The organism is Bacillus sp. FSL M8-0049, from assembly GCF_038593355.1.
Lineage (GTDB): Bacteria > Bacillota > Bacilli > Bacillales > Bacillaceae > Bacillus > Bacillus safensis.
Genome location: NZ_CP151986.1, coordinates 810,781 through 835,441, shown reverse-complemented (window position 1 = coordinate 835,441; position 24,661 = coordinate 810,781). Strand labels below are relative to the sequence as shown.

The 24,661-nt window shown below is 41.6% G+C and carries 31 protein-coding genes; 12 read left to right on the top strand and 19 right to left on the bottom strand.

Annotation, left to right across the window (positions count from 1 at the left end):
- The first annotated feature begins 52 nt into the window (after window positions 1-52).
- Window positions 53-1,186, top strand: coding sequence for an NAD(P)/FAD-dependent oxidoreductase (locus NSU13_RS04140; RefSeq protein ID WP_041116312.1), 1,134 nt, complete (start codon window positions 53-55; stop codon window positions 1,184-1,186).
- A gap of 23 nt (window positions 1,187-1,209) precedes the next feature.
- Here the strand turns inward: NSU13_RS04140 and NSU13_RS04135 are convergent, their stop codons facing one another.
- From NSU13_RS04135 to NSU13_RS04125, 3 genes are all read right to left on the bottom strand, one after another.
- Window positions 1,210-3,804, bottom strand: coding sequence for a YfhO family protein (locus NSU13_RS04135; RefSeq protein ID WP_342489884.1), 2,595 nt, complete (start codon window positions 3,802-3,804; stop codon window positions 1,210-1,212).
- An 87-nt stretch (window positions 3,805-3,891) separates the two neighbouring features.
- On the bottom strand, window positions 3,892-4,875 hold the full coding sequence (locus tag NSU13_RS04130) for a glycosyltransferase family 2 protein (RefSeq protein WP_284384723.1): 984 nt from the start codon (window positions 4,873-4,875) through the stop codon (window positions 3,892-3,894).
- A 300-nt stretch (window positions 4,876-5,175) separates the two neighbouring features.
- On the bottom strand, window positions 5,176-5,448 hold the full coding sequence (locus NSU13_RS04125; RefSeq protein WP_024425219.1) for a YfhJ family protein: 273 nt from the start codon (window positions 5,446-5,448) through the stop codon (window positions 5,176-5,178).
- A gap of 116 nt (window positions 5,449-5,564) precedes the next feature.
- Between NSU13_RS04125 and NSU13_RS04120 the strand changes: the two genes are divergently transcribed.
- Together NSU13_RS04120 and NSU13_RS04115 are read left to right on the top strand one after the other, a co-directional pair.
- Window positions 5,565-5,714 (top strand): small, acid-soluble spore protein K, encoded by a 150-nt coding sequence (locus tag NSU13_RS04120; RefSeq protein WP_003217849.1) that lies wholly within the window; start codon window positions 5,565-5,567, stop codon window positions 5,712-5,714.
- Between the two features lie 25 nt (window positions 5,715-5,739).
- Complete coding sequence (locus tag NSU13_RS04115; protein ID WP_008360604.1) at window positions 5,740-5,913, top strand: YpzG family protein; 174 nt, start codon at window positions 5,740-5,742, stop codon at window positions 5,911-5,913.
- Window positions 5,914-6,138: 225 nt separating this feature from the next.
- On the opposite strand, the gene NSU13_RS04110 is transcribed toward NSU13_RS04115, so the two are convergent.
- Both NSU13_RS04110 and recX read right to left on the bottom strand, forming a co-directional pair.
- On the bottom strand, window positions 6,139-6,453 hold the full coding sequence (locus NSU13_RS04110; protein ID WP_046314310.1) for a YfhH family protein: 315 nt from the start codon (window positions 6,451-6,453) through the stop codon (window positions 6,139-6,141).
- A gap of 3 nt (window positions 6,454-6,456) precedes the next feature.
- Entirely contained in the window at window positions 6,457-7,248 is a 792-nt protein-coding gene (gene recX, locus NSU13_RS04105) for a recombination regulator RecX (protein ID WP_024425808.1), read from the bottom strand.
- 94 nt (window positions 7,249-7,342) lie between these two features.
- Here recX and NSU13_RS04100 point away from each other — a divergent pair, with 94 nt between their 5' ends.
- The 3 genes from NSU13_RS04100 (at window position 7,343) to NSU13_RS04090 (ending at window position 8,619) form a co-directional block, all read left to right on the top strand.
- On the top strand, window positions 7,343-8,239 hold the full coding sequence (locus NSU13_RS04100; RefSeq protein ID WP_046314308.1) for a TIGR01777 family oxidoreductase: 897 nt from the start codon (window positions 7,343-7,345) through the stop codon (window positions 8,237-8,239).
- A gap of 52 nt (window positions 8,240-8,291) precedes the next feature.
- Window positions 8,292-8,402 (top strand): YfhE family protein, encoded by a 111-nt coding sequence (locus tag NSU13_RS04095; RefSeq protein ID WP_017358836.1) that lies wholly within the window; start codon window positions 8,292-8,294, stop codon window positions 8,400-8,402.
- Between the two features lie 61 nt (window positions 8,403-8,463).
- Complete coding sequence (locus NSU13_RS04090) at window positions 8,464-8,619, top strand: YfhD family protein (RefSeq protein ID WP_024425223.1); 156 nt, start codon at window positions 8,464-8,466, stop codon at window positions 8,617-8,619.
- 38 nt (window positions 8,620-8,657) lie between these two features.
- Here the strand turns inward: NSU13_RS04090 and NSU13_RS04085 are convergent, their stop codons facing one another.
- Complete coding sequence (locus NSU13_RS04085) at window positions 8,658-9,245, bottom strand: nitroreductase (RefSeq protein WP_046314306.1); 588 nt, start codon at window positions 9,243-9,245, stop codon at window positions 8,658-8,660.
- Window positions 9,246-9,519: 274 nt separating this feature from the next.
- Here NSU13_RS04085 and NSU13_RS04080 point away from each other — a divergent pair, with 274 nt between their 5' ends.
- Complete coding sequence (locus tag NSU13_RS04080; protein WP_034283753.1) at window positions 9,520-10,776, top strand: transcriptional regulator; 1,257 nt, start codon at window positions 9,520-9,522, stop codon at window positions 10,774-10,776.
- Between the two features lie 36 nt (window positions 10,777-10,812).
- On the opposite strand, the gene NSU13_RS04075 is transcribed toward NSU13_RS04080, so the two are convergent.
- The 3 genes from NSU13_RS04075 to mprF all read right to left on the bottom strand — a co-directional run bounded on the left by NSU13_RS04075 (window position 10,813) and on the right by mprF (window position 14,825).
- Window positions 10,813-11,280 carry a DUF393 domain-containing protein gene (locus NSU13_RS04075; RefSeq protein ID WP_041116252.1) on the bottom strand — a complete coding sequence of 156 codons (468 nt, stop codon included), beginning with the start codon at window positions 11,278-11,280 and terminating at the stop codon, window positions 10,813-10,815.
- 333 nt (window positions 11,281-11,613) lie between these two features.
- Entirely contained in the window at window positions 11,614-12,162 is a 549-nt protein-coding gene (locus NSU13_RS04070; protein ID WP_034283751.1) for a thioredoxin family protein, read from the bottom strand.
- Window positions 12,163-12,254: 92 nt separating this feature from the next.
- Window positions 12,255-14,825 carry a bifunctional lysylphosphatidylglycerol flippase/synthetase MprF gene (gene mprF / locus NSU13_RS04065; RefSeq protein ID WP_034283750.1) on the bottom strand — a complete coding sequence of 857 codons (2,571 nt, stop codon included), beginning with the start codon at window positions 14,823-14,825 and terminating at the stop codon, window positions 12,255-12,257.
- Window positions 14,826-14,993: 168 nt separating this feature from the next.
- Here mprF and NSU13_RS04060 point away from each other — a divergent pair, with 168 nt between their 5' ends.
- Complete coding sequence (locus NSU13_RS04060) at window positions 14,994-15,473, top strand: MarR family transcriptional regulator (RefSeq protein ID WP_120208572.1); 480 nt, start codon at window positions 14,994-14,996, stop codon at window positions 15,471-15,473.
- Between the two features lie 22 nt (window positions 15,474-15,495).
- Here the strand turns inward: NSU13_RS04060 and NSU13_RS04055 are convergent, their stop codons facing one another.
- The 6 genes from NSU13_RS04055 to NSU13_RS04030 form a co-directional block, all read right to left on the bottom strand.
- Window positions 15,496-15,777, bottom strand: a complete 282-nt coding sequence (locus tag NSU13_RS04055) for a hypothetical protein (RefSeq protein WP_034283749.1) — start codon at window positions 15,775-15,777, stop codon at window positions 15,496-15,498.
- Window positions 15,778-15,789: 12 nt separating this feature from the next.
- Complete coding sequence (locus NSU13_RS04050) at window positions 15,790-16,317, bottom strand: YfiT family bacillithiol transferase (protein WP_342489883.1); 528 nt, start codon at window positions 16,315-16,317, stop codon at window positions 15,790-15,792.
- Window positions 16,314-17,339 (bottom strand): zinc-binding alcohol dehydrogenase family protein, encoded by a 1,026-nt coding sequence (locus tag NSU13_RS04045; RefSeq protein ID WP_046314304.1) that lies wholly within the window; start codon window positions 17,337-17,339, stop codon window positions 16,314-16,316. The genes NSU13_RS04050 and NSU13_RS04045 overlap by 4 nt, the downstream gene beginning before the upstream one ends.
- Before the next feature lie 90 nt (window positions 17,340-17,429).
- Window positions 17,430-17,933: a hypothetical protein gene (locus tag NSU13_RS04040; RefSeq protein WP_065215145.1), complete on the bottom strand. Its 504-nt coding sequence runs from the start codon at window positions 17,931-17,933 to the stop codon at window positions 17,430-17,432.
- 100 nt (window positions 17,934-18,033) lie between these two features.
- Complete coding sequence (locus NSU13_RS04035; RefSeq protein WP_342489882.1) at window positions 18,034-18,774, bottom strand: anti-sigma factor; 741 nt, start codon at window positions 18,772-18,774, stop codon at window positions 18,034-18,036.
- A complete protein-coding gene (locus NSU13_RS04030) occupies window positions 18,771-19,337 on the bottom strand; it encodes a sigma-70 family RNA polymerase sigma factor (RefSeq protein ID WP_335370707.1) in 567 nt (188 codons plus the stop codon). Before NSU13_RS04030 ends, NSU13_RS04035 begins: the two co-directional genes overlap by 4 nt.
- Before the next feature lie 356 nt (window positions 19,338-19,693).
- Here NSU13_RS04030 and NSU13_RS04025 point away from each other — a divergent pair, with 356 nt between their 5' ends.
- The gene (locus NSU13_RS04025; protein ID WP_034283743.1) at window positions 19,694-20,020 is read left to right on the top strand and encodes a YnfA family protein; all 327 of its coding nucleotides are present in this window, start codon (window positions 19,694-19,696) and stop codon (window positions 20,018-20,020) included.
- Window positions 20,021-20,087: 67 nt separating this feature from the next.
- Here NSU13_RS04025 and NSU13_RS04020 read toward each other — a convergent pair whose 3' ends face one another.
- The 4 genes from NSU13_RS04020 to NSU13_RS04005 form a co-directional block, all read right to left on the bottom strand.
- Window positions 20,088-21,128, bottom strand: coding sequence for an NAD(P)/FAD-dependent oxidoreductase (locus NSU13_RS04020; protein WP_034283741.1), 1,041 nt, complete (start codon window positions 21,126-21,128; stop codon window positions 20,088-20,090).
- Window positions 21,129-21,281: 153 nt separating this feature from the next.
- A complete protein-coding gene (locus tag NSU13_RS04015) occupies window positions 21,282-21,911 on the bottom strand; it encodes a rhamnogalacturonan acetylesterase (protein ID WP_340899161.1) in 630 nt (209 codons plus the stop codon).
- Window positions 21,912-22,063: 152 nt separating this feature from the next.
- Window positions 22,064-22,528, bottom strand: coding sequence for a DUF6884 domain-containing protein (locus tag NSU13_RS04010; protein WP_342489881.1), 465 nt, complete (start codon window positions 22,526-22,528; stop codon window positions 22,064-22,066).
- On the bottom strand, window positions 22,529-23,074 hold the full coding sequence (locus tag NSU13_RS04005) for a VanZ family protein (RefSeq protein WP_342489880.1): 546 nt from the start codon (window positions 23,072-23,074) through the stop codon (window positions 22,529-22,531). It abuts the gene before it with no gap.
- 176 nt (window positions 23,075-23,250) lie between these two features.
- On the opposite strand from NSU13_RS04005, the gene NSU13_RS04000 reads away from it, so the two are divergent.
- The 3 genes from NSU13_RS04000 (at window position 23,251) to NSU13_RS03990 (ending at window position 24,570) form a co-directional block, all read left to right on the top strand.
- The gene (locus NSU13_RS04000) at window positions 23,251-23,829 is read left to right on the top strand and encodes a TetR family transcriptional regulator (RefSeq protein ID WP_046314349.1); all 579 of its coding nucleotides are present in this window, start codon (window positions 23,251-23,253) and stop codon (window positions 23,827-23,829) included.
- An 81-nt stretch (window positions 23,830-23,910) separates the two neighbouring features.
- Complete coding sequence (locus NSU13_RS03995) at window positions 23,911-24,255, top strand: SMR family transporter (RefSeq protein WP_034283735.1); 345 nt, start codon at window positions 23,911-23,913, stop codon at window positions 24,253-24,255.
- Window positions 24,256-24,570: a multidrug efflux SMR transporter gene (locus NSU13_RS03990; RefSeq protein WP_034283733.1), complete on the top strand. Its 315-nt coding sequence runs from the start codon at window positions 24,256-24,258 to the stop codon at window positions 24,568-24,570. It begins immediately after the preceding gene.
- The last annotated feature ends 91 nt before the right edge of the window (window positions 24,571-24,661 follow it).

Here is a 24,661-nt window from a genome sequence, read left to right as displayed (position 1 = left end):
TTTTGCACTAAAATAAACCGACCGGTCTGTTTATATGGAAGGAGGAAAAATGATGAAATCTCAAAATGTGATCATTATTGGCAGTGGTGTAGCAGGATTGGCTACTTCTTTATTTTTAAAAAAGGCTGGAATGGAAAGTACGATTTATGAAAGCAGGTCAGATGAAGAATTAGAAACAGGCGCAGGTTTTTTACTGTCTCCAAATGGGGTAAAGATTTTGGATGAAATCGGGTGTAAAAATGAAGTGATAGCAAATGCAGCAGTGATAAAGAGGATCCAGCAAATAAACAGTGAAAATGAAGTGGAAGCAATCTTTAACAATCATAGCGAAAAATATCATCATGCCCCTTTGATCAACGTCATGAGAGCACAAATCATAACCGTCCTTTTAAAGGAAGTTGAACGACAAGGAATCGAAGTGAAATACAACAAAAAGTTAACCTCGATCAAACAGCAGCCTCATTCCGTTCAGGTTCTTTTTGAAGATGAAACTGTGATAACAGGTGATATTGTAATAGGAGCAGATGGGACTTTTTCGAAAACAAGAGAAGCGGTTGCATTTAATGCTAAATTAGACTATAGCGGTTTTTGGGGACTTCAAGGGGTATCCTATGTGAAGGATTTTGTCTTAGAGGAGGCAACGAGTTATTTTTACAATGATGAACACTTTCAATTCATTTTTGGAAAAGCGCATCCGACAAATCAATTGAATATTTTATGGCAGGCTTTCTCGCAACGTCCTGAAAAATTACCTGCAAAACATTTTGAGAAAGCCAGCAAAGAAACCATTCGACAGTTATTATATCAACAAATGGAAGGCTGGAATATTCCGAAGCACCTTTTTGACATGATCGATCATACAGAGATGTTTTTCCCAAGAAGTATTTATGAAATCAAGGACCTCTCTGTGTGGTCAAAAGGACGTGTTGTTCTTGTAGGTGATGCTGTACATACGGCTAATCCTTTTGTTGGTCAAGGAGCATCATATAGTCTAGAAGATGCGATGGTCATAGCAAAGATGCTGAGGGATCATGATTATCGAGATGCGTTCTATTATTATGAACAGGATCGAAGAACGAGGACAGAAGAGTTAAATGCGTTATTTCAGCATATGAATATTCAACACGATATTGATCGAAAGATGAACGAATACCATATTAAATGGGAAGAAGAAACATATGTATGAGATGAAAGATAAAAAAACACCACTTATGATGAAAAGTGGTGTTTCTTGTGTTTTCTCCGTGCATATAAGATCGCACCAATCAAACTGACGAGTGAAATCAACCCGAGAATTCTGATATAAGGCGGATAGTAGGTTAACACAATCTCGTTTTTGCCTTTTTCTATTGGAAAACCGATAAAGGCGTAATTGGCTTGTTCAATATCGGTCTGCTGTCCGTTCACCGTGAGCTCCCAGCCTTTTTCATATGGTACTGGCAGAACCATATAATCATCGCCGCGTTTGTTATCATATGAAATCGTAAAGCGGTTGTTTTCGAGCTTTACTTGCTGGCTGCCATGATCCTGTTTTTCTTTTTCATATGCCTTCTCTAGGACGCGGTAAGGCTCTTGATATAGCTTTAATTGACTCAGCTCATACGTCCCTTTTGGTACTCGAATCGAGAGAATCTTTTCCGCAGGGACTCGAATCGTCACTTCATTGACGCCTGTTTTGTAGATGGATGTATTGCTTTTTCTTGAGGTGACGTAGTGATCAACAGATAACTGAAATCCTTCGTTACGGTCTGTCCGCTTCACATAAAAGCTCACATACACATCCCCAGCGCGGGCCATATCATCTGGCAGCGTGATATTCAGGCCGCCTGTTTCTCCGTATACATCAAGCACGCCATGTTCGTATATGGCTTGTATCGTATGAATATTTGTATCCTTGACTCGATCTGGCGCGTGCTCAATTTCAGCGTTTCCTTTTTTGTCTAAAACCACACCTTGCAGCATCGCATGCTCCCTATCAAGTGCTGAGGCATCCTTTAAGGATTCTTCTGAATAAACGGTGCTTGTTGTTCTTGCAAATGGCAGCGGCCGTGTATTTTCATACACTTTATAATGTTCGCTTTCCAATATTGGCTTAAAATAAGCTGGCGGTGAGTAAGGCATCGCGCTCGTTCTCATATAATACTTTCCATAGGTCAGGCTGTATAAATTCGCTCTGTCCCCCATTGTTGCATAACGGCTGACACTTTCCCGTCCCATATCGATTTGCAGGTCATTCCAGTAGAAATTGAGTAAATGCTGATTCAATATACTTGAATACGCACTCATGCCTTGAAAGCCTTCAAATAACGGGGTGTTGTTGCGCACGCCGTTCATCCAGTCAATCCGGGCAAGCGGATCTTTTGAAGAGCGGCTTTGAATCTGCTGAATGAGCTTCATTTGCTCATGTCCAGCATAAGCCTCACTATTCAGATACGTATCTGATACGCTCTTAATATTGCTTCTTTCAGATAAGTAGCCCTGCTGATACACGCCTGCTGTCAGTAAGCTGACAACGATGAGCACAGCTGAAAAGAGACGAAGGTGCTGGCGTTTTTCCGCATGAATCAAAAGGAAAAACAAGCTGATCACAAGCAGTCCTATGCCTGTAAATACAACAACATCCATATTTCCCTTTGCTCGTTCTGATAAGATGACTGCGAGAAGAAACACGATCCAAGCGCCTAAGACCGCACGCTTTTTCCACTTCCACTCGATTTGCGAGAAATGCTTGATGGTGATGGCTGCGACCGCTCCAACTGTAAAGGCAAGAATGTACTCAAATCTGTACTGCGGTGCTGAGAAACCATTAAACACGCTCGCCATCTTTGGACTGTAGTGAAAAACAATGAGCAGAACGCTGATCGATGTAAACATGAAAAACCACCTGTTCCGGTAAAGCGGAACGAGGAACATACAAATGAGAAAGATCACAGGTAATAAATACACCCTGCTTGTAAACAGCAGATGATCATGCAGATCAAACCAAGGTATGGATTGATCATATGGCGGCCTTATATTATTCAGAAAGCCATAGACAGACGGGACAAAAAAGGCGGCACTGATTCCAAAGGATAACAGCGTAGAGACCGCCAGCGTCCAGAACACCTTCCACCCGTTCTCCTCACTTCGAAGCTTGATGATATATCTGAAGACAAGATAGATCGCTAAAAAGATAAAATGAATATAAGCAAAGTAAAAATTGTTGATAAGCATCAGGCTGCACGCCGCAATAAACCAAGCCGGCTTACCTGTTTTGAAAATCCGTTCAACCCCAAGTACAAGCAGCGGGAGCCACATCATACTGTCGGTGAAAAACTCCCAAAATGTTTGATGCCGAAAATACACAATAGACAATCCGTAAATTGCGGCTCCTGTTAATGCGCTCAGCCTATGCTGAACCATTGAAAGAAGCACACGGTAAGCGATGAAAAGAATAAGCGTCAGCTTGATCACACTCAGCCAAATGACGGCATTTGCCCAGAAATGAATGTCCGTTGACTGGATGAAATGAAGCGCATTCATCAGCCAGACGACAGCGACTGTGACCATAAAGACAGTCGACGTTGTGAAATAATAACCTAATTGCGTATATGTACCGCCGCCTAGACCGAATTGATAGGAATAAAAGAAGTTCCCTTTGACGTATTCATCGTAAAGCAGCTTTTTAAATGGGAGCATTTGTGAGATTCCGTCTCCATCTCCTGTCATATACCGGCCTTGCGTATATTCATATAAGAAAAAGGAGTGTCCTAATAAAGCGAGAATGAGGCACATTCCTATCATTATCCATCTACGTTTCATCATCTAAATCCTTTCCACAAAAGATCCACTTTTCTTTGAAACAAAACAACCCAGCAAGCGATTCGTGCTTGCCGGTTATTTGACTCCACGTTATTTAAATAACTGTGTTAACACTCGGTCTTGTTCCTTTGAGCTTGTCTCTTGTTCCATCACATTTGATTCCTGGATTAAATAATGCGGCCTCTTTTTCGTTTCATAATAGATACGGCCAATATATTCTCCAATCACACCTAGACTCAAAAGCTGGACACCTCCGAGGAACAGCACAGCCGATATTAAAGTAAAATAACCCGGCACCATAATGCCCGTTCTGACGATTTGAATAAAGGTGGCCACGATGTAAATCAATGAGAGAAATAAGATCAGTATGCCAGTATAAAAACAAATTCGCAGCGGGCGGTTGTTAAAAGAAATGACGCCATCTATGCCATAGTTAAATAATTTCTTCAGTGACCATTTTGTATCACCATGCTGTCTTTCTACATTTTCATAATAGATGACCTTTTCTTCAAACCCAATCCAGCAAAAAAGCCCTTTCGAAAAACGATTTCCCTCTTTCAGCTGAAGCAATGCATCGATGGCTTGGCGTGAAATTAAACGGAAATCCCCGACGCCATCACGCAAGTCCACTTCTACTACCTTGTTCATCACCTTATAGTACATGGATGACAGGTAAGAGCGCAGCTTGCTGTCACCTTTACGATTTCGTTTGGCAATGACTTGATGATAGCCTTCTTCATATCCCCTGACAAAGTCCTGAATTAAATACGTCGGGTGCTGCAGATCGGCGTCCATAATAATCGCAGCTGCTCCTTTTGCATATTCAAGACCTGCCAAAATAGCGGCTTCCTTTCCAAAGTTACGCGAAAAGGAAATATATTTAACCTTTGCACTTTTTCGAGAGAGCTCTCTCATGTATTGAAGCGTGTTGTCTTTGCTTCCATCATTCACAAAGATGATTTCAAAGTCATAATGAAAATCGCGAAACTCTTCCTCGAGTGCCTCAAAGATTCGTCTGATGTTTTCACCTTCATTGTAAGAAGGAATTATAACAGAGAGCAGTTCCCGTTCCATATCGCACCTTCTCTTCACTTTTTTCACATAGTCTGATATGTTCATTATTCCTTTTTTGTCAGAAAACGAAACCCTTTTTTATTATCCATAAATTACATGTCTCTTTAATCGTTTCATTATATCAGAGTTTTATTTCCATTGATTTTCAGCAGGATGAATTTAATGTAATTTTAAGTTTAATCATTGTAAAAAGCCTGTAATTTTGATCACAGACTGGGTATTGTTTCATAAAATTGTTTGTTCATTTATATATTTTCCTATTTATTGAAAAAGATGAATGGAAGTGAAAGGGCAGCCTTTTTAGTGAAGCAGCCCTCGATTGTTTTGTTGCAGATGCTCGTTTGCCTTTGATTGTTTATTTTGAAATAAATGCAGCTGCGCTCCGTAGCTCTCGATCCACTCTTGGACAATTCGTTCTGTTGTTTCCTGTCCTTTATACTTACGGCCAGCCTTTGCATAGGTCGTTTCAAAATCACTCCAAAGCAGCTCTACCCATGTACGTGCTTCGTCATATGTCAGCATATTGTTTTTTTCCATAAGTTGTTCTGTTAGTCGCTCAAAGTATTGTTCCATGCCTGTTCCTCCTTCATCTAGCAGAAAGTGCCTTTTTAAAAAAACTTCTTTTTTCATATACTACCCTTACGTCTTCAAAAGACGCAAATGATTTGTATTGTTTGGAGGGAATCGATATGCGTAATAAAGCAAAAGGCTTTCCAAATCAGGTAAATCACAAGTTTGAAGGCGAACCAGGCGCTACAGATGCTTATGCGTCTAAACGGCCGAATGGTGAAACGAATACACGTCCACAGGAACGTATGAGGGCATCAGGGAAACGCTAATTTTTCCAAAGGGAGTGCTTGAGATATGAGTTCAAATGGGAAATCGTATATGGCAGACTTTGTTCAATTAAGGACAACCGCTTACCCTCAACCATGGGCAAATGCAAAGCATTCTGCCTCTCAGGTCAACGGAGAAACGCAGCAAACGCAGCACGACATCGTACTTCAGAACAACGTCCGTAAACAGCGTTCGAAGTAAAGAAAAGGACTGATCACTTGGATCAGTCCTTCAGATTGTTGACAAAGGGCTAAAATGATTTTTATTTTAGCCCTTTGTCTTCTTTTCAGCGTGATAGAAAACCTTTGCAGCCCTAGGAAGGATGAGCACCGGAACGGAGCGAATTTGACATTCGTGAGCACCGGAGCGCAGACCTGACACCGAATGCGAGGGTTTGTCTACACGATGAAGGACTGATCACTTGGATCAGTCCTTTTGCGTCAGCATTGAAATCGGCAGGGCATCTTCCTGATTTGGAGCCGATATTCTGTATCCCCACGCAAAAACGCCATTTAGATATTCTACATAAAACTCTTCGTCTGTGTCTTTGATTTGATAAGTTGTTTTCGTTTGAATCAAGGCTGGATCTAATAAATAGGCTTTCGCCATATCAATTTTCCGTTCTAAAACTGCGTATTCATTCACAATGCCAAGCTGCTCAGCCTTTCGTGCTTTTTCAGAAAGGGCGGCAATCTCCTGCTTCAATTCATATTCTGTCATCTCACTATAGCGTTTTTCCATCTGTCATTCCCCTTTGTCTAAAACGTGATCAATTGTATCGAGATCAAAGCCTTTTCTGAATAAAAATTGCTTCACTTTCATCTTCTTTTCAAATGATCCGTCATATCCTACCTTGCGTTTTGCCTTCTCCAGCATATAAAGGAGGGCTTCTTCTTCCTTTTCCTCTTCTTGTCCATCATAGGCTTCTTGAAGGGCTTTATCAATGATCTCAAACGAAAATCCCTTTCGCTGCAGCTGCAGCTTGATGCGCTGCTCGATCTCTTTTGCAGAACGATTTTTTTCTTTTTTGACAAGTTTGAGAACCTGCTTTACCGCTTCCTCCAGCTGTAGGTCATCAGGGTATTGAGACAGCGCCTGTTCAATCGTGTCATCGTCTATCCCCTTGAGCTTCAATTCTTTTTTTAGGACGGACGGTCCTTTGCTGTTCGTTTTCCGGTGGGTGCTGACATAGGCTTCTGCAAATTCAAGATCATTTACATACTTATAATGCTTTAATTTGTGTATAATTTCACTAATAGCAGGTGCAGGGATTTCTTTTTTCGTTAAATAATCGGTGACTTCTTTCACTGATCTCATGCGGTAGGATAAATAATCAACTGCCTGCTGAAATCCTTTTTTCACTGAATCACCGAATTGAATCTCAATGATATCTGCTTCGTCCAGCTCTTTTCCTTTTTTCAAATCGTGCTGGACGAGCACATCTAAATCAACGCTAAAGGCGTACTTTTCATCAAGAAAGATGTTGACCCGCTCGGTATTGTTTTTCTGAGCAGAAATTTTTGTAATATAAGGCATCCTGTAATCACTCCTTTTCCAAAACAGTCAGGATGTTTCTTCTGATTCAAAATCGTGAAAGATATAGGTATGTATATGAGAGGAGAGATGTCAATTGAATATCGCCATTACCGGAGGAACCGGTTTTATCGGCCAGCATGTCACAAAAGTGCTCGCTGCTGAGGGACATCATCTATATATTTTAACAAGAAATCCAAAGGAATCCGAACAAAATCATTTACATTATGTGCAGTGGCTGACCGAAGGTGCTGCGCCTGAGCATGAATTGCCTGCCATCGATGTATGGATTAACCTTGCTGGAAAATCCATTTTTACACGCTGGACAGACAAGGCAAAAGAAGACATCCTCTCCAGCCGTCTCAAATCAACACAAGAGGTAAAACGCATTATAGAAGCGCAGGAATCAAAACCATCTGTACTGATTCAAGCAAGTGCTGTTGGGATTTATGGCACATCTCAAACAGGAGATTTTACGGAGGAATCACCTCCTGCGGATTCTGATTTCTTAAGTCATACATCAAGGCTTTGGGAGGCTGAGGGACAAAAGATTGAAGCCCTCGGCATTCGTACGGTCTACACACGCTTTGGCGTCGTGTTGGGCGAAAAAGGCACATTGCCGCTGATGACACTTCCTTACAAGCTGTTTGCCGGCGGGACAATTGGCTCTGGCTCGCAATGGGTTTCATGGGTTCATGTTGAGGATGTGGCACATCTCATTGCTTATGCGATTCATCATGACGACCTGTCAGGTCCGCTCAATGCGACATCACCGAATCCTGTTCAAATGAAACAGCTTGGACAAACCATTGCTTCTGCCCTTCGCCGCCCCCATTGGCTGAAGGTGCCATCTTTTGTGATCAAAACGGCACTTGGTGAAATGTCATTACTTGTTTTAGAAGGCCAGCGTGCTCTGCCAAAAAAAGCACTGCTCTCTTCTTATGACTTTTTGCACCCTGAACTAAAAGAAGCGATTTTGCAATCTGGGGAATAAATGTTGTCAAAAACACCCATCCTATTAGAAATGAGATGAGGGAGCGATTTTGATGAAGAAAAAAGAACACCAGCCAACTTCGAAGCTGAAGAAAACCCAGGAAGTCCTGTATCAGCAGGAATTCAAAAAAGCGGAAAGAGCAGCAGAAAAAAGAAACAAATAAGGCGGATATTCCCCTCCAACAAGCACATAACTAAAGTGATCTTGTAAAGGAGGGAAAGGCTTTGAAAAAAGACCAACACAAAAAATCCAACCACGAGCTCGCGGCACAAGAGACGGATGGCGAATATGTTGAATTTTCCAAAGAACTTGCAGATCCGAATGACGTAAAAGCAATGGCACGTATGAAAGCAGCCGATCAGCGCGCCAAAAAACAATAAGTAAAAAAGCAGACCTTATTCAGCGGTCTGCTTTTCTTTTATTTGATTTCAGTAAGAAGACTTGATGCTTTCTGGCGTGATTTTTCCTCAGGCACCTCTTCTGGATAACCTATATGAAGGATCGCAGCAAACCGTTCGTTTTCCTTTAATCCCATGTCTTGTTGAAAGCCTTTGTCGTATAAAATACGTCCGCTCTTCCATACCATACCGATCCCTTGATCCCACGCAAGTAGCTGAAGATTTTGAATGAGCGCGCTGACAGCGGCAAAATCATCATTTCTCACTACAGGGTTCTCGTCTTCTTTTAGCACGACAAGTAAAAGCGCCGGAACCTTAGAAAAGTATTCTCTGTATTGATTGATTTTTTCTTCTTTTGCATCTGGGTTGTTGCGCTGAAAGAAAGCAATGAAGCGCTCTACAAAAGTCGCTTTGGCTTCATCCGTCACCGCATATAAAAAGCGCCACGGCTCCGTGATTTTATGATTAGGTGCATAGACTGCATCCTCTAATAGCGGCTGAAGCTGCTCAATCGTCACCGGTGTGTCTTTGAATTTTCGAATCGATCGTCTATATCTGACAGCGTCTCGAACCGTTAACGCTTCTGTTTGTTGTTTCATTTCTGGCATAAATGTCATCCTTTCAATCAACTTAATTGAAATTGATTCTCATTCACATTATAAACGTCATCGCGTGCAGTTGCAAATCAAGTATCTCTTCTCCCCGTCTGCTAAATAGTTGTTTGACTTTTTCAAGTAATGTTACAATCATATTACGTTTTAAACAAATTTTGAGAAAAAAGCCAAGATGATGAAATGATTTTCAAGTATTCCCATTTTGTCTGATCTTGTTTTTTTGTCAAAAGGCTTTCAACCATGATTGGAAGGGAGGCTTCTGGATGGAATGAAAATCAATATTGGACAAATCATTAAACTCTACCGTTATAAACAAAATATGACCCAATCTGAATTGGCAGAAGGAATTTGTTCTGTCTCTCATTTAAGTAAAATTGAAAATGGCTCAAAGGAGGCCAATCAAGATACGATCAATCTGCTGCTTGAACGGCTTGGCATCAGCCAAGAAAAGCTGTCACAAAAGGCGCGTCATCTGCTGTCACTTTTGGATGAGTTTCAAATGAATATGTATTTCTATGCTCTCGATCAAGCTGAACAAAATGCAGAAATGATCATTCAGCACGAGGAGCAGTTCTTTTCGCTCGATTTAGGCATTCAGTATCATTTGTCTTTATTTCAATTTTATTTACTAACGGATAAACAGCCGCTTGCCTTAAAAACACACCGCGTGCTCAAAAAATTCGAAAAAACCTTTATTGAAACGGAAAAAGAAATTTTTGAATATCTTGACGGCATTCATCAAATTAAAATTGGTCAGCTTGAAGATGGGCTGAAAAAGCTTGAAAGCTGCTTTTCCTACGCTTCAGTTGAACAAAGTGATTTGTATTATCACTATGCAAAAGCACTTGGAAACTTGGGACAGCTGGGTGATGCGCTTGAAGCGACACATCAAGCGATGGATTTATATAGACAAAAGAACAATTTCAAGCGGATTATTCACTGTACACTTATTCACGGCGTGATCTCACTTGAACTAAAAGCCTATCAAACTGCGAAGAAATATATAAAGGAAGTGATTTTGCACACGTCCCTTCACCCTGATGCCTTTATTAAAATGTCCGCTTATTTTTATTACGGGGTGCTCTTAAAACGTGAAGGTGATTTCTCTTCAGCTGTGCCTTATTTACTAGATTCACTCAATTACTTTAATCAAGAACAGATAGAAGATCGTTACTGTGAAACGCTATATGAGATTGCGACACTATATGCTGAATATGACCGCAAAAAAGCACTTCCCTACATACACGAGCTGTTAAAACAGCCTCGTATTCAGCCAAACTGTTTATATATGATCAAAATCTATAAATTGATGATTGAGGAAAACCCTCTTGATTTGAAAACCTATTTGGTCGAAGCAGCCCTTCCTTACTTTGAACACAATGAGCTGCACAGTGAATATTTGTTTGCTCTTAGAACCTTACTTACCTATGCAGGTGCTGAGCTTGATGAGCAGACGTATCAGTCCTATACAAAGAAGCTTCTTGATCATTTAGCGGGATATCTTCCCTATTACAAAAAAGCATGACCTTCTGCCGATCGAAGGTCATGCTTTTTCTATTTATTAAATGGTCTCTTGTTGATCTGTGTCATGATGGTTCACCCGTTTGACAGAATGAATATACCGTCTTTTTGCAAAGAAATCGTACGCATGCTGTCCAAAGCCAAGCCAAATACTGAGCAAGATGAATGGGACCGTTCCCCATAAAGCAGGGATATGGCAGGCCATACGCAGCCAAGTATAAATCCCTGAATTCTTCTGATTTTTGGCTAAAGAAATAGACACGATTCGTTTTTCCGCCTTCTCTTCACTGATTTTATTCAGCCTGAGCAGCTGCGAGTGTCTAAAGGATTCAAAGTGAATCCGATTTTTCCAATCGAGTGATCTTAATAAATCAATCATTTTTGCACATGCAGGACTTTGTCCGTCATAAAACACAAGCAGCCTCAGTGATTTAATGGAACGCTGTTCTCTTTTTTTCGATTCAGCGAGCTTCTTTTTTTCTTGATCGAGATAAATGATTTTTTTCATAAATTGATCGCCTGTCCTTTTCCGTCATTTTTTTAGTTCGTTCAAAGGAGATTACAACTAGATTACTATAGTTGCTGGGCCTCTTGTATTGGGAAAAAGCCAACCATTGTGCGTTATATGAGCCTTTGGATAAGGGCAAAATCATTGATTTTATGGCATATATGAGGTTTTTCAACTAAAAGTGGTTGGGAAAATCGTGGTGCTTTGCGGTTTTCTGCGGTATTTGATAGAATTCTGCGGTTTTCTACATCTTTATGCGGTGGTTTTGTAGGTAAAACGCAAAAACAAGATAAAAAAAGACTACTTCCCATTGCGGCGAAGTAGTCTTTTGGTTTATATTTTTGCCAAAACTTCTACTATTTCTTTCTCAATATCTTTCCATAAGTAACGGTCGGTCGTATAGTGATGTGCGGCTTCTTTCGCAAATACTTGAAAAGCTTCTTCAAAATCAGGTGCATCTTTGTCCGGTTTTTTCTCATCGACAAAGCGCTGTGCTTCTGCTGAGCGAGGTCCCCATTTGCCCACTTCATTCCCGTCCTGATCAATGATGACGATAATCGGAATCGATCTTGCGGTCCCGTTCGTTAAATACTGATCCATCAGGTCTAGATTCTCATCCCGAATGAAATAGCGCACATCAATGAGTGCTTCATTTGCAATACGCATGAAAATCGGGACATTGACCATCGCATCTCCGCACCAATCCGCTGTGATGACAAGCGCTCGGAGCTTTTTCTTTTGCAGCTTTTGAAGCAGCTCTTTTTCTTTTTGATGAATTGCATACTGGTTGTACACCGTGAGCAGATTTTCCCGGTTTTTCTCCATGTTGTGTACATATGTACGTTCAGCTAATCCCTTTGTAAACCATTCATTTAATGTCATATGAACATCCCCCTTACCCTTCAACTTTACCACTTTTGCTATTCTTTTGTCTAAAAAAACCTTCACCTAGTGAAAGGTAAAGGTCTTTTGGTTTATGGACGCCGCTTTCGATTTGGGTCCATCCCGATCAGCTTGGTGACAAGCACCATTGTGACAGGCAGTGACGTATTCTTTTTATACGCTAAATATTTCCCGCGCCATTCGGGCTTATATTTCTGTTTAAATGACCGTAAACCGCTGAAGCTGTACATGTATCTGACATTGTTGAAAATAACACTCGCCAAACGCTCTGTGAGAAAGGACTGATGGAACGTCCCCACATTCGATAAAGGTGCCATTCCCATGTTAAACGATTTGTAGCCTCTTTCTTTCGCCCATTGAAACAGGTGGATAAACAGCGCATCCATCATCCCGTTCGGTGCATCATGCATATGACGCATTAAATCGATGGAAATCTCCCCTTCTTGATACATCGGCATCAATGATACAAAGGAAATGATCTGCCCTTGCTCATCCTTTAGAATCGCAATCGGTGCTTTTTGAAGATAGTCTTCTTGAAAATAACCGAGCGAAAATCCTTTTTCTTTTTTCTTTCCGAGCCAGCTGTCAGAGATCTGTTTTAAGGTTGAGATCAACTCATTTGAAAAGGGAGGTTCCAGCATTTCAAAGGTGTAGCCTTCTCGTTCAAATTTATTCGCCACAGCTCGTAAATTTGATTTTTTCTTACCTGACAGAGTAAACGTTTCTAAATCGACCATGGCTTCTTCCCCAAGCTTAAAGAAGTGAAAGCCTAAGTCATGATAAAGAGCCATCCCTTCTCGTTCTACTTGATAAAAAGCGACGCGGTAGCCGGCTTTTTCTGTCTCCTGTAAAAACTCTTCAAGTACAAGCGGATAAGACGCCTCACGTCCAGATGGATCTCCGAGCACAATGACGCAGCGGCCAATTCGCCCAAACTGAAGCATCGCTTCTCCATCACTTGAGAAAAATAGTTTTTTGTCGCCTAAAAAGCCAAGATGACTGAGGGCATTTCCGCCCTTTTCTTCTAAAAACGTTTTTAATTTTTCATCATCTGCTTTTTCTCCAATCGGAAAGGCTTTCTTATTAAAAATCAATTTACTAATGAAGAAGAAAAGCGGTACACCGATGAGAGCGATCATGCTTGTCATCGTGATATGCCGTTCATTATGCACCAAGTAATCCTTACTCAAGAAATGCCCGATTTTTGTCCAAATAAAGTTGCCAATCACATTATAGTTAAAGAGCACGAATAAATAACCAGCGGCAGCCGTCACAAACTGATTTAAGGAGTAAGGTGCCTGCTGCTTCACAAATTGATTTCGAAGAGAGAAAAACACAGCCATGATGACTGGCAAAATAAAGATCAGACTGAGGTTAAACCCCTTTAACAAAGTAAACACAAAACCGCCTGCTAAGGAGATCATTGTCAGCACGTACGATCTTTTCGTTCTTTTATACACTTCAATGGACAAAATCATCAGAATGATTCCGAACATTAAAGAAAGACCATTAAATCCTGATAACAGAAAGCGCGGAATGCTGGTAATCACACCTAATCGATCGACTGGAAGCACAACAGATGCCATGATAAGCAAGCCGCTTCCAAAGGTTAAAATCGATAAAGATCCGTACAATAAACGGATTAATAAAGCACGGTGCAAAACAATTAAAACGTTCGTTGTTTCAATGGCAGGTGCCATTTTCGGATTGCCTTCAAGACGTCTAAGCGTCGTTCCCGTTAAATCGTAAGCAGCTAGACAAAGCCCTAAAATAAACGGGAAAATCGAGTACACGAAGCGGTACAAGACGAGCGCCGTCAGCACCATCTCTTTATCAAAACCAATGTATTGCATGCTCAGTAAAAAGATAAGGTCAAACGAACCAAAGCCGCCCGGAACCATACTGATTAAACCGCCGATTGACGCAATCGCAAATACACCTAATACAATTCGGACATCGACATTCATCCCCATAGAGACGACAGCCATGTACATGACAAGTCCAGCTGCCAGCCATTCTAAAAACGATGCTCCGATATAAGCGTAAATTGGATGCTTCAGTCCATTTTCACCGCTCTCAATCGAGCTTTTTCGAATGGATGCCATGACGATATATATCGGTACAATACAGGCAAAGATAATGACAAATGCCCATAGCCACGGCTCCTGGCTGATAATACTTTCAACTGGAAGCACCCTGACCAAGATCAAATCACTGAAAATAGATAAGCCCAAAAGGACAGAGGAAGTCAAAAGGGCAATGCCTTTCAGCAATTTTTTCGTATCTGTTATGTACTCCTTATAGAGAAGCGTTCTAAGCCCTGCTCCTGATAGACCGCCAAATCCAAGAACACTGTTAAAGGAGTTTGCAATCCATGAAATGCGTATCGTTTTCCAGCCGCTGATCGGCATATTCAGGCTTTTTCGTAAAATAAAATCATATAAGGACATCGATAAAACCGCGACAAGTCCAAGAAAGACAAGAATAAACAAGTCCATTCGGTTCAAGCTGTCAATAATATAAAACGTCTTTTTAATGGAAAGTCCGCTCAGCTCCTGCTTCGCAACGAAGATTAAGACAAGGATAATGACGATCGGAAAAAGCATTTTTAAGATCGTCATACCCGTTTTTTTGTTCCACATGTTTTTCCCAACTTTCTAGGTTGCTTCATTATTTCAACTGAACATTATTATACAACAAATACCACTTGATTCATGCAGTTTAACATTTAAAAGCTTGACGAACCTTTCAATTAGAAGTAAAAATCAGTAATATAAAGAAAAAGAGCCGCTTAAAGGAAGTGAACAAGCGTGGAATATAATATTCATGACACCACCGTATTAAAAGAAGAGATTCTATCTCCAGAAGAAAAAAAGACATGGGTTCTTTATATGAAAGTGCTCACAGCTGCAGGTCTTGGAGATGTTTCTGAATGGATGAAGCTTGATATGAGTATGCCTCAAATGAAGGTGCTCATGCTGCTCAATAACCATGGCTCTCTCAAAGTATCCGAAATCGCTGAAAAAATGGGCGCTTCTTTGTCCAATATGACAGGCCTGCTTGACAGGTTAGAACAATCTAACTTTGTCATGCGAAAGCACTCTGAGCGTGACCGGAGAATCATTGTCGTAGAGCTGACAGAGGAAGCGAAAAATATTTTCAGAAGTATTTATCAAAAAGGACACGAAAAAATCAAAAATTCCCTGCAGCGGCTCAATGACGAGGAAAAAGAAAAAGTCAATGAAGGCCTTGCTATCTTAGAAAAAGCACTGCGTCCTGAACGCGGCTAAATATGAAAAGGAAAAAAGACGGTCACTTGAGGTCCGTCTTTTTTATTTCTTCTACTTGTTTATCTGAGAGGACGAAATTTTTTTGAAGAACTTCCCTGTCATCCCATAAAAGATAGGCTAAGCCAATGATGAGAAAAAAGATGCTGATCCACGTACCGCCAGGAAGCAGCTGTTCAAGTTCCTCAATCGTTCTTTCTGAGCCTAAGCTGTTACTATAACGTATCTCAAAAAGAACATATTTCGCTATATAAAACAATCCCGCCATACAGATAAACATGGCGCCGACAATTCTTCTACCAGACATGCGTTTACTCCTTTAATTCCACTGATTTCTTTTGATTAATTCCGTGATATGGGCAAGGTGATGCTTTGAATGCCAGACGTACATTCCTGCTGCATTATATAAGGACACCGTTTGTTGATCGGCAGGGTGATAATAAGAAGCGTTGAAGTCATCCTCTGACATTCCCCGCATTAAAGTGACCCACCTGCGATGCAGACTGCTGATCAAAGGCAGGGATAAACTAATGGGCGCCTTGCTGTCAGGAAGTGAGGCAAATCCCTCCTGATCATATGGACGTATGTCCGGTGTATCTTCTGTCAAAGCAAGTTTGAATCGTAAGTATGCATTCAGATGGCTGTCTGCTACGTGGTGAATGAGCTGACGAACAGTCCATCCTCCCGGCCGATAAGGTGTATCAAGCTGAGCATCTGTAAGCGGTGCGGTCACCGCTTCATACTCTTTGGGGATTGCAGCCAGCTGATCAATCCATGCTTCAAGCTGTGCTTTCGTTTTTGTTTCAACCGGTTCATATAAGCCAATCGGATATTGTAATGACGTCATACGTTCTCCCCTTTCTCAAATCCTTCAAGTACAAATTTGCCAATCATCTTTCCATGCTCAAGTGTTTGATGTGCCTGCTTCAAGTTAGCAGCATTGATCGGACTGAGAACCTTTGTTAAAGTATGCGTTATTTTTCCCTGCTCAAATAACTCACCCGCCTCTGTCAAAAGCTCATGCTGTTTGATCATGTCCGCTGTTTCAAACATAGGGCGTGTGAACATGAATTCCCAAACAAATGCCGCACTTTTATTTTTGAGTAATTGAATGTCTAGGTTGTGCTGGTTTTCGACAATGGTACAGATCGTTCCTTGCGGTTTGATGGCTTCTGCCATGCCTTTGAAATGTCCATCTGTATCATTTAAGCATAAAATAAAATCCACTTCGCCGATTCCTTTTTCCTCTAGCTGCGCTAAAAGCGGCTGATGATGATCAATGATATGATCGGCACCTAAGGACAGACACCACTCTTTTGTTTCTGGTCTTGATGCGGTAGCGATCACAGTTGCCTTCGTTAATTTAGCTAGTTGAATGGCGATAGAACCAACACCGCCTGCACCACCAATGATCAGCAAGGTTGAGCCTTCAGCATTCCGCTTCATATGCATCCGGTCAAATAAAGCCTCATAAGCCGTAATTGTTGTAAGGGGCATTGCGGCTGCTTCTGCAAAGGATAGATTGGCAGGCTTTTTCGCCACAATACGTTCATCCACAAGCTGGTATTCACTATTCGAGCCTTGACGCGTAATATCTCCCGCATAGTATACGTGATCACCTGGCTGAAACAATGTACACGATTCACCCACTTCAACAACCGTACCGCTTGCATCATAGCCTAGTATTTTCAGTTTTTCTTCCTTCTGATCCTTCGGTGATCTCACCTTTGTATCAACTGGATTCACGGACACAGCTTCTACCTTCACCAGTACATCTCTGCCAGACGCTTTAGGCTTTTCGACCTCCTGATCCATCAGGCTTTGCTCATGCTCAATCGGCAAATACTCCAATAGTCCAACTGCTTTCACTCGTTCGCACTCCCCTTCTCCATTCTTTCTTTCCACATTTTATCATAATTTTCTGATGTTTATGGCTGGATCAAACGAATGACGGCACATTTATGACCTTTTCAGGGCGTTTCGCTCCCTCGCCATGTATGAAGGACGTGCCTTTTGCAAAGAAGGAACATAAGTGAACCAGCTGCTCGTTTTAAAAAACAGCTGAACGTAATAAAACTGGACGTGCTGGAGAAAAACAACGGTCAATAGAAAAAGAGTGAATGAGAGTGTAGATAGATCCGCCCTTCCTTGTATCCATTCATTGATCAAAAGAATCACAAAACCGAGGATGATGAGCTGTTCAACTCTTTGCACGAGCTGGCTAAGGAGCTGCCCGCGTTTTAATAAATCAGCAGACTGGTGCTTTCTAATTTTTCTCGATTTGTAGAACCAAATGATACTTTCTGCTAAGTTATGAGTTATAAATAGTGCAATAAGCGCTATCGATAAAGGAGATGGGTGATAAAAAATTGGGACTGCAAATGGGATCACAAGAAAATAAATGGCAATCAATGCGTGTCTGACTGATAAGAGAAATAGGTCTTTTTCTATAGATGTTTTCATGTGTTTCACCTCCGTATGTACTACGTTTCAATTGCCAAAATGTTCCCCTTCGCTATCAAAAAAGGATGCCCCAAGAAGGCATCCTTTTCATGAATCAAACTTAAAAAGCAGCGCTGAGTACGACAGGGCCTTGCGGGAGCTTGTTATCCTTTTTTGGTTCAAGTGTAACAGCCACGGTATCCCATGATTCGCCTGCTTCTTTTTCAGATAACGCATAGGTGACGGTTCCTTCCCCCTTGTTATCTGTTTTAAAGGCACCGGCTGGAACCGGCTGATCTCCTTTAATAAGCCACACTTGATAAACAGCAGATGAATCAAGCTGACCCTTTAAGCCGTCTGCACTCACCACAAGTTCTTTTTTGCCGTTATGCTCTATTACTGAAAAAGCACCTGTCGTTTTTGGTGATGCGGCCGATGCCAATGATTTTGTGGCAACAACCCTGACAGGTTCTTCCGCCTGTTCTTTTCCATTCGATAAGAAATACACATTTCCAGCTGCTGATATGAGAAGCAGTGCCGCAACGAGCGGTAAGAGCCACTGGTTTCGTTTCTTTTGCAGCGGTTTGATTTCGTTTGGCTCAGGCTTGAGCTCTTTTTTATGGCTGTTCTTTTCTTCGACTGTCTCTTCTTCGAACACCTGGGATAAAATACGGTCTTTCATCCCTGCCGGAGGTGTTTGGTCACCTGCTAGAAATGGAATGTCAGACATGAGCGATGTTAATTCTTCAAGCTCTTCTTTGCAAGCTGAGCAGTGCTTGATGTACTCTTCAAATTGCGTTTTTTCTTCTCCTTGTAAATGCCCGTTGAAATAATCAATCACTTGATGTTTACACTGAGTCATGCCTCTTCCTCCTTTCCTCCGCGAGACAGTTTCGATCGCAAATGCTTCAATGACAATCGAACCCTTCCTTTTACCGTACCAATAGGGATGCCCAGCTTGTCTGCGATGCTCTTTTGTGTCATTCCTTTAAAATAGACATCTTCTATGATGGTTTGCTGTTCTTTTGACAATGTAGATACTGCTTCACGTATGATTTGTTTTTCCTCGTTCCATTCTACTTCTTTTGATATATCTTCTTGATGATCAGCTAAATATTCAATATGCTCATCTTCCAAAGCCGTTTCATTCCGGTTCTTTCTTATAAGATCAATGGCCGTGTTGCGTGACATCATAAATAACCACGAGGAGAATTTCCCTTTATCCGTATGATATTCTCCTGTGCCGCGCCAGAGCTTGATGAAGACCTCTTGAAGCACTTCCTCCGCGAGCTCACGGTTGCCAGTCATTTTATAAATAAACGAATATAACACACGTTCATAGCGATCGTACAGCACTTCAAGCGAGGGCTTGTGACGATCATATTTGATCTTTTGATACAGCTCAAAATCTTGCAATGTGTCCATGGTCATCTCCTTCCTTTTTCATGAGAAAGAGCATGCGTATTCATCATGAAATCCTTCACGTATTGCTTATCACTCGATTTACTGAAATAAGCCTACCTTGTACTTTACTCTTTTTTCAAGGAGAAAAAAAGAGTGCTGAAAAAGGAAGTGTGCTCCTCATGAGAATGTACTTACTTTACGACATAACAGACCATTTGGATCACTCGTGGTACAAAAGTCAAGAATCCATGTGTGACCACTCTCTGATCAGCTGATTTTAGCAAACTCTCGTCTCCCTCTCAATTCAATTGAGGTAGAACGCATTCTTTCCTCATGTCATAATAGGGTGTAAATTGGAGAAATTGGAGTGTCCGTATATGATGGTGACGATTGTTCTTTTTTTATTAGCAGGTTTAGCAGAAATTGGCGGCGGCTATTTGGTATGGCTTTGGCTGCGTGAAGCAAAGCCTGTCAGCTTCGGGATCGCCGGCAGCCTCATCTTGGTAGCATATGGCATCATTCCGACCTTCCAGCAGTTCCCGACTTTCGGACGGGTTTATGCTGCCTATGGCGGTGTTTTTGTCATTCTTGCTGTATTCTGGGGCTGGTGGGTCGATCGAAAAACACCTGATCTATATGACTGGATGGGTGCTTTGATTTGTTTGGCTGGAGTCAGTGTGATGTTATTTGCGCCTCGCAGTTAATGGACCCATATAAAAAGTGCTGCCACATGCGATGCGGACAGCACTTTTGCTATGTTATTTGAATGATTTAACGAGCTCCAGCCGTTTGTAATTCTTTGTTTTTCTCTTTAAAGCGTTCGTTATGAGAGGAAACGTACGCCACTTTTTCAGCTTCTGGTTCGATGTACAGCTTTGCGCTATTCAGTGCATTGACTCCATCAACAAACGTGCCGGCAATTAAGCGGACCTTGCTTTTATGTGTACACAAGTCGCCTACCGCATAGACGCCCGGTAAATTGGTTTCCATTTTTTCATTAACCTCGATCAGTCCCCATTCACCTTGCTTGAGGCCCCATTCTGATAGCACGCTTAAATCGCCTTTCATCCCGTGATTGACGATCACAGCATCTGTTTCGATTCGTTCTTTTTCACCTGTCTCTATGTTTTGAATGGTGACCGCAGCAATTTTGTCGCCTTGACCATGCAGCTCTGTTAGTTCATGCGGGGTTAAAATTCGTTTGCAAGTTGCCTTCATGTTGGCGACGTTTTTCTCATGTCCGCCAAACATGTCTCGGCGATGCACGACGGTGACACTTTCAGCAATCGGTGCAAGAGCATTGGCCCAGTCAACCGCTGAGTCGCCGCCTCCAGAAATCACAACCCGCTTCCCTGCAAATGTCTTAAGCTCCTGGACAGTGTAATAAAGGTTTGTCACTTCATAGCGGTCTGCATCCTCGATTTCAAGTTTCCGCTGAACTGGAATGCCGTGACCCATCGCTAATATGAGGGTCTTTGTCAAATGACGATCACCATTTTCAGCCGTCAGCAGGATATGATTATGTTCATCTCGCTCGAATGACGTGATTTTTTGATTCAGTGCAATCTCTGGTTCAAATGTTTTCGCCTGTGTTTCTAGCTGCTGTATCAGCTGTTCTCCTCTTGTTGGCGGCAAACCGCCGACATCCCAAATGACCTTTTCAGGATACAGAAGGATTTTCCCGCCAAGGCTTTCGTTGTACTCAAGTACCTTCGTCTTTAAGTCCCGCATCCCACTATAAAAGGCGGTGTACATACCTGCTGGACCGCCGCCAATAATGGTGACGTCAAACAATTCAAGCTGATCTGTCATTTGAGTCCCTCCAGTTTTCCATCGAATGATCTATTTTTCAGTGATATTGATTCTCATTATCATATGTGTCTATTGTAGTCTACTCTAGTGAAGGGAATCAATAGCTTTCTTCAAAAAAAGAACAGGACGAGCGCTCACTCGTCCTGTCATCCATCATACAATGGTTAAACCAAGGTCTTTTAATTCAAGAGAAACAAGTCTTGCAATCGCATCTGCGCCTTCTTTTGTAAAGTGTGTGCGGTCCTCAATTCCTGTTGACAGCATAAAGTAAGAGGTTGTTTTCTCTATACCGGAAATTTGATAAAACTGAAGGCTTACCGTATTTAAATCAACAAGAAGGACTTCTTCTTCATCAGCTAGTTCTTTCATAGCGGCACAGTAATCAGGAAAATCATTGATAAATTCTCCGTCTTTTTCATGAAAACGGCCGACTGGCGTGAGTAAAAGTGGTGTTGCCCCTTTTGCTCTTGCTCCATGAATATATTGAGACAGGTAGCTTTTATACGTCGTGAAAGGATCTGTATGCCGCTCAGGCTTTTCCTTGGAAGCATCATTGTGCCCCATTTGTGTGAAAAGCCAGTCTCCTGGCTGAATGTCAGCCAATATGTCATCAAGGCGTCCTTCTTCAATGAATGTTTTTGAGCTTCTTCCCCCAATGGCACGGTTCTCGACGTTCACCCCTTGCGCTGTATAGCGGTGTAAAAACTCTCCCCATCCTCCTTGAACAGGACGATCTGGATATGATGAAACGGTCGAATCACCAGCTAAATAGATGGTTGTCATGTTCATACGCCTCCCTTTTTCATTGAGCCACTTCACCCGAGCGATACGGACATCCTAGTGGCTGCTGAAAAGATATGAAACAATCAGCATCGCTATTTCAATTATTCTCTTTTTAAAGATCAAAACCCTGCTTACCGGTAGATGTGAATGTGTTAAATATGCGGCGGAAGTTCTATTTTTGATTCCACTGCTTGATGTAACGCCTGAAGCATGTAGCCAATTCCTTTATATGGAGCCAGCGGATAATTTGCTTTTTGATGAGGCTGTAATAAAGGGTCGATCACTTTTCGATATTTCTTTCCACCTAGTACCACCAGTTCATCATATGCGAAAAGATTTTTTTGATGAAATTGCTGGCTCAGTTCTTCTCGTGTGATCTGCTTAGCATGGGGTGTACCAAAAGCAACATCATAATTTTCATGTATGATATCATCTGCCTTTAAGAACCCGTGCTTCGCTGATAAGATCATCCAGTCTGAAAAAAAAGTTTGGGCATAGCTTTTCGTACGCTGATGCAGCGGACTTAAATAAATGAGGTTCGCCGGCTGGCTCCCTGCTTCTGGATCGACGTCCCAAATTTTCTTCGCGCCACATGGAATGATACAAACTCGCTTCACTCAGGTTTTCTCCTTCCTTTTTCGATAGATCTGATACACGATACAGCCTAGCGCTGTGCCAAGTGTATTTAAAAGAATATCATCAATATCGCTGCTTCTTGTAATGATACCAGATTGTGAGAACATCCATTGGAGCAATTCGATCATGGTTGACAGGAGAAAGCCACCAAGAACCGCCTTTTGCCAGCGCATGGTTCGAAAGGCTTGATATAGAAAAAAACCGAGTGGTACAAATAACAATATGTTGCCTGCTAAATTTAAAAAGACAAGATTTGGATAGCCGTGATGGTAGGCGTGAAGATTTTGATAAATGGACTGCAAAGGCAAGAGATTAACACTCACCTGATCTCTTGGGGCGGAAAAACGATTTGGAAAGACCGTCAAATATAATAAAACATTCGTATAAATAAACAGACTGGCAAGAACCAATTCTGTCCGCAAATAAATAAAACGATTGTGCTTTTTTGCCTGTCTGTATCTCATATGTAAATAGAGCGGGACGAGCAGGAGAAAATAAGCAATGGAAAACATAGTACTGGATGTCATACAGAAAGCTGCCCCTTTCTCACATGATGATGCTTGACCATATTTACAGCTTATTCAGGCTTGCCCGCATCTATTCATCACTTATTCTCACATTCAATGAAGAGAAAACCATATTGACAAATCGTCATTTTCCCGCTAAAATGAATGACATTCAGTCAGTTAAGGCCGGTGATGATATGTCGAAACGAGAAAAGATTATGCTTGCTGCGATTGATGCGTTTAAAGAAAAAGGAATCGAAAAGACGACCATTTCGGATATTGTGAAAGCAGCAGGAGTAGCGCAAGGAACGTTTTATTTATATTTTCCTTCAAAGCTTTCCGTCATGCCTGCTATCGCTGAACATTTGATCGCACAGATGGTGCCTGCGATCGAAAAGGAATTAACTCAGCATGCAGATGTCCTCGATCAAGCAGATGCGCTTGTTGAATTCATTTTCGCTTTTACAAGGCAATACCGTGATGTCCTTGCCCTGACCTACTCAGGCTTAGCCGCCACCGAGCATTTAAAGGAATGGGAAGATATTTATGAGCCAATTTACAAATGGGTCGCTGCTTTTTTAGAAAAAGCAAAGCAGGACAAAAGGGTCCGTGCGAATTTGAACTGTCAATATGCAGCCAAATTCATTATCGGTTTACTTGAATCTTCTGCTGAGCAAATGTATTTATTTACGGAAACAGACACAGAAGAGGTTCTGATTCAAAAGCGAGAGGTGAAGCAATTTCTTCTTTACGCACTTGGCTTAGAGACACCTTAACTTAGTACAGCACTTGCTGTACGCTCTTTTTTGGTTTCAAAATGACGAATCGTCATTTTTTAAGTTTTAGGAGGAAATACGATGAAAAAAAGCTGGATGTATGTTGCACTCACTTGTTTATTCGAATTACTTTGGGTGTTTGGTTTAAATAGAGCTGATGCTGTGTGGGAATGGGCGGTCATTATCTGCCTGATCCCGGTTGATTTTTATTTTTTAATGAAGGCCTGCGAGAAGCTGCCGACAGGGACTGTGTACGCCGTGTTTGCCGGAGTTGGAACGATTGGTACGTCATTGATGGATTATGCGCTGTTCGGCGGTTCGTTTTCATTAGAGAAGCTCTTATTTATGGGCATTTTAATTCTCGGAATTATCGGACTGAAAGTGTCTGATGGAGATGCACATGAGCAGAAAGGAGAAGCGGTATAAATGGGCTGGTTTTTTGTACTGTTAGCCTCTGCCTGCGAAATCGGCGGAACCATTGGCCTCAATATGTTTAGTAAGAAAAAGCAATTCACGACAGGCATTTTATTTGTCGGCGGGTTTGCCTTATCCTTTTTGTTTTTATACGCCTCGTTCTCATCCGTTCAAGTATCCGTCGCCTATACGGTCTGGATTGGACTTGGAACGGCGGGCTCTGTCTTGTTTAATATGATTCTATTTAAAGAGCCGAAAAACATGATTCGTATACTCAGCTTGCTGCTGATTGTGATTGGTGTGGTTGGGCTCAAGCTGTTTGCGTAATTGAATCACAAGAAAGAAAAAATTTATGATGGTATTAGCCATTACAGTAGCAATAGAAAAAGCAATGGAATTGATGTTCCATTGCTTTTTA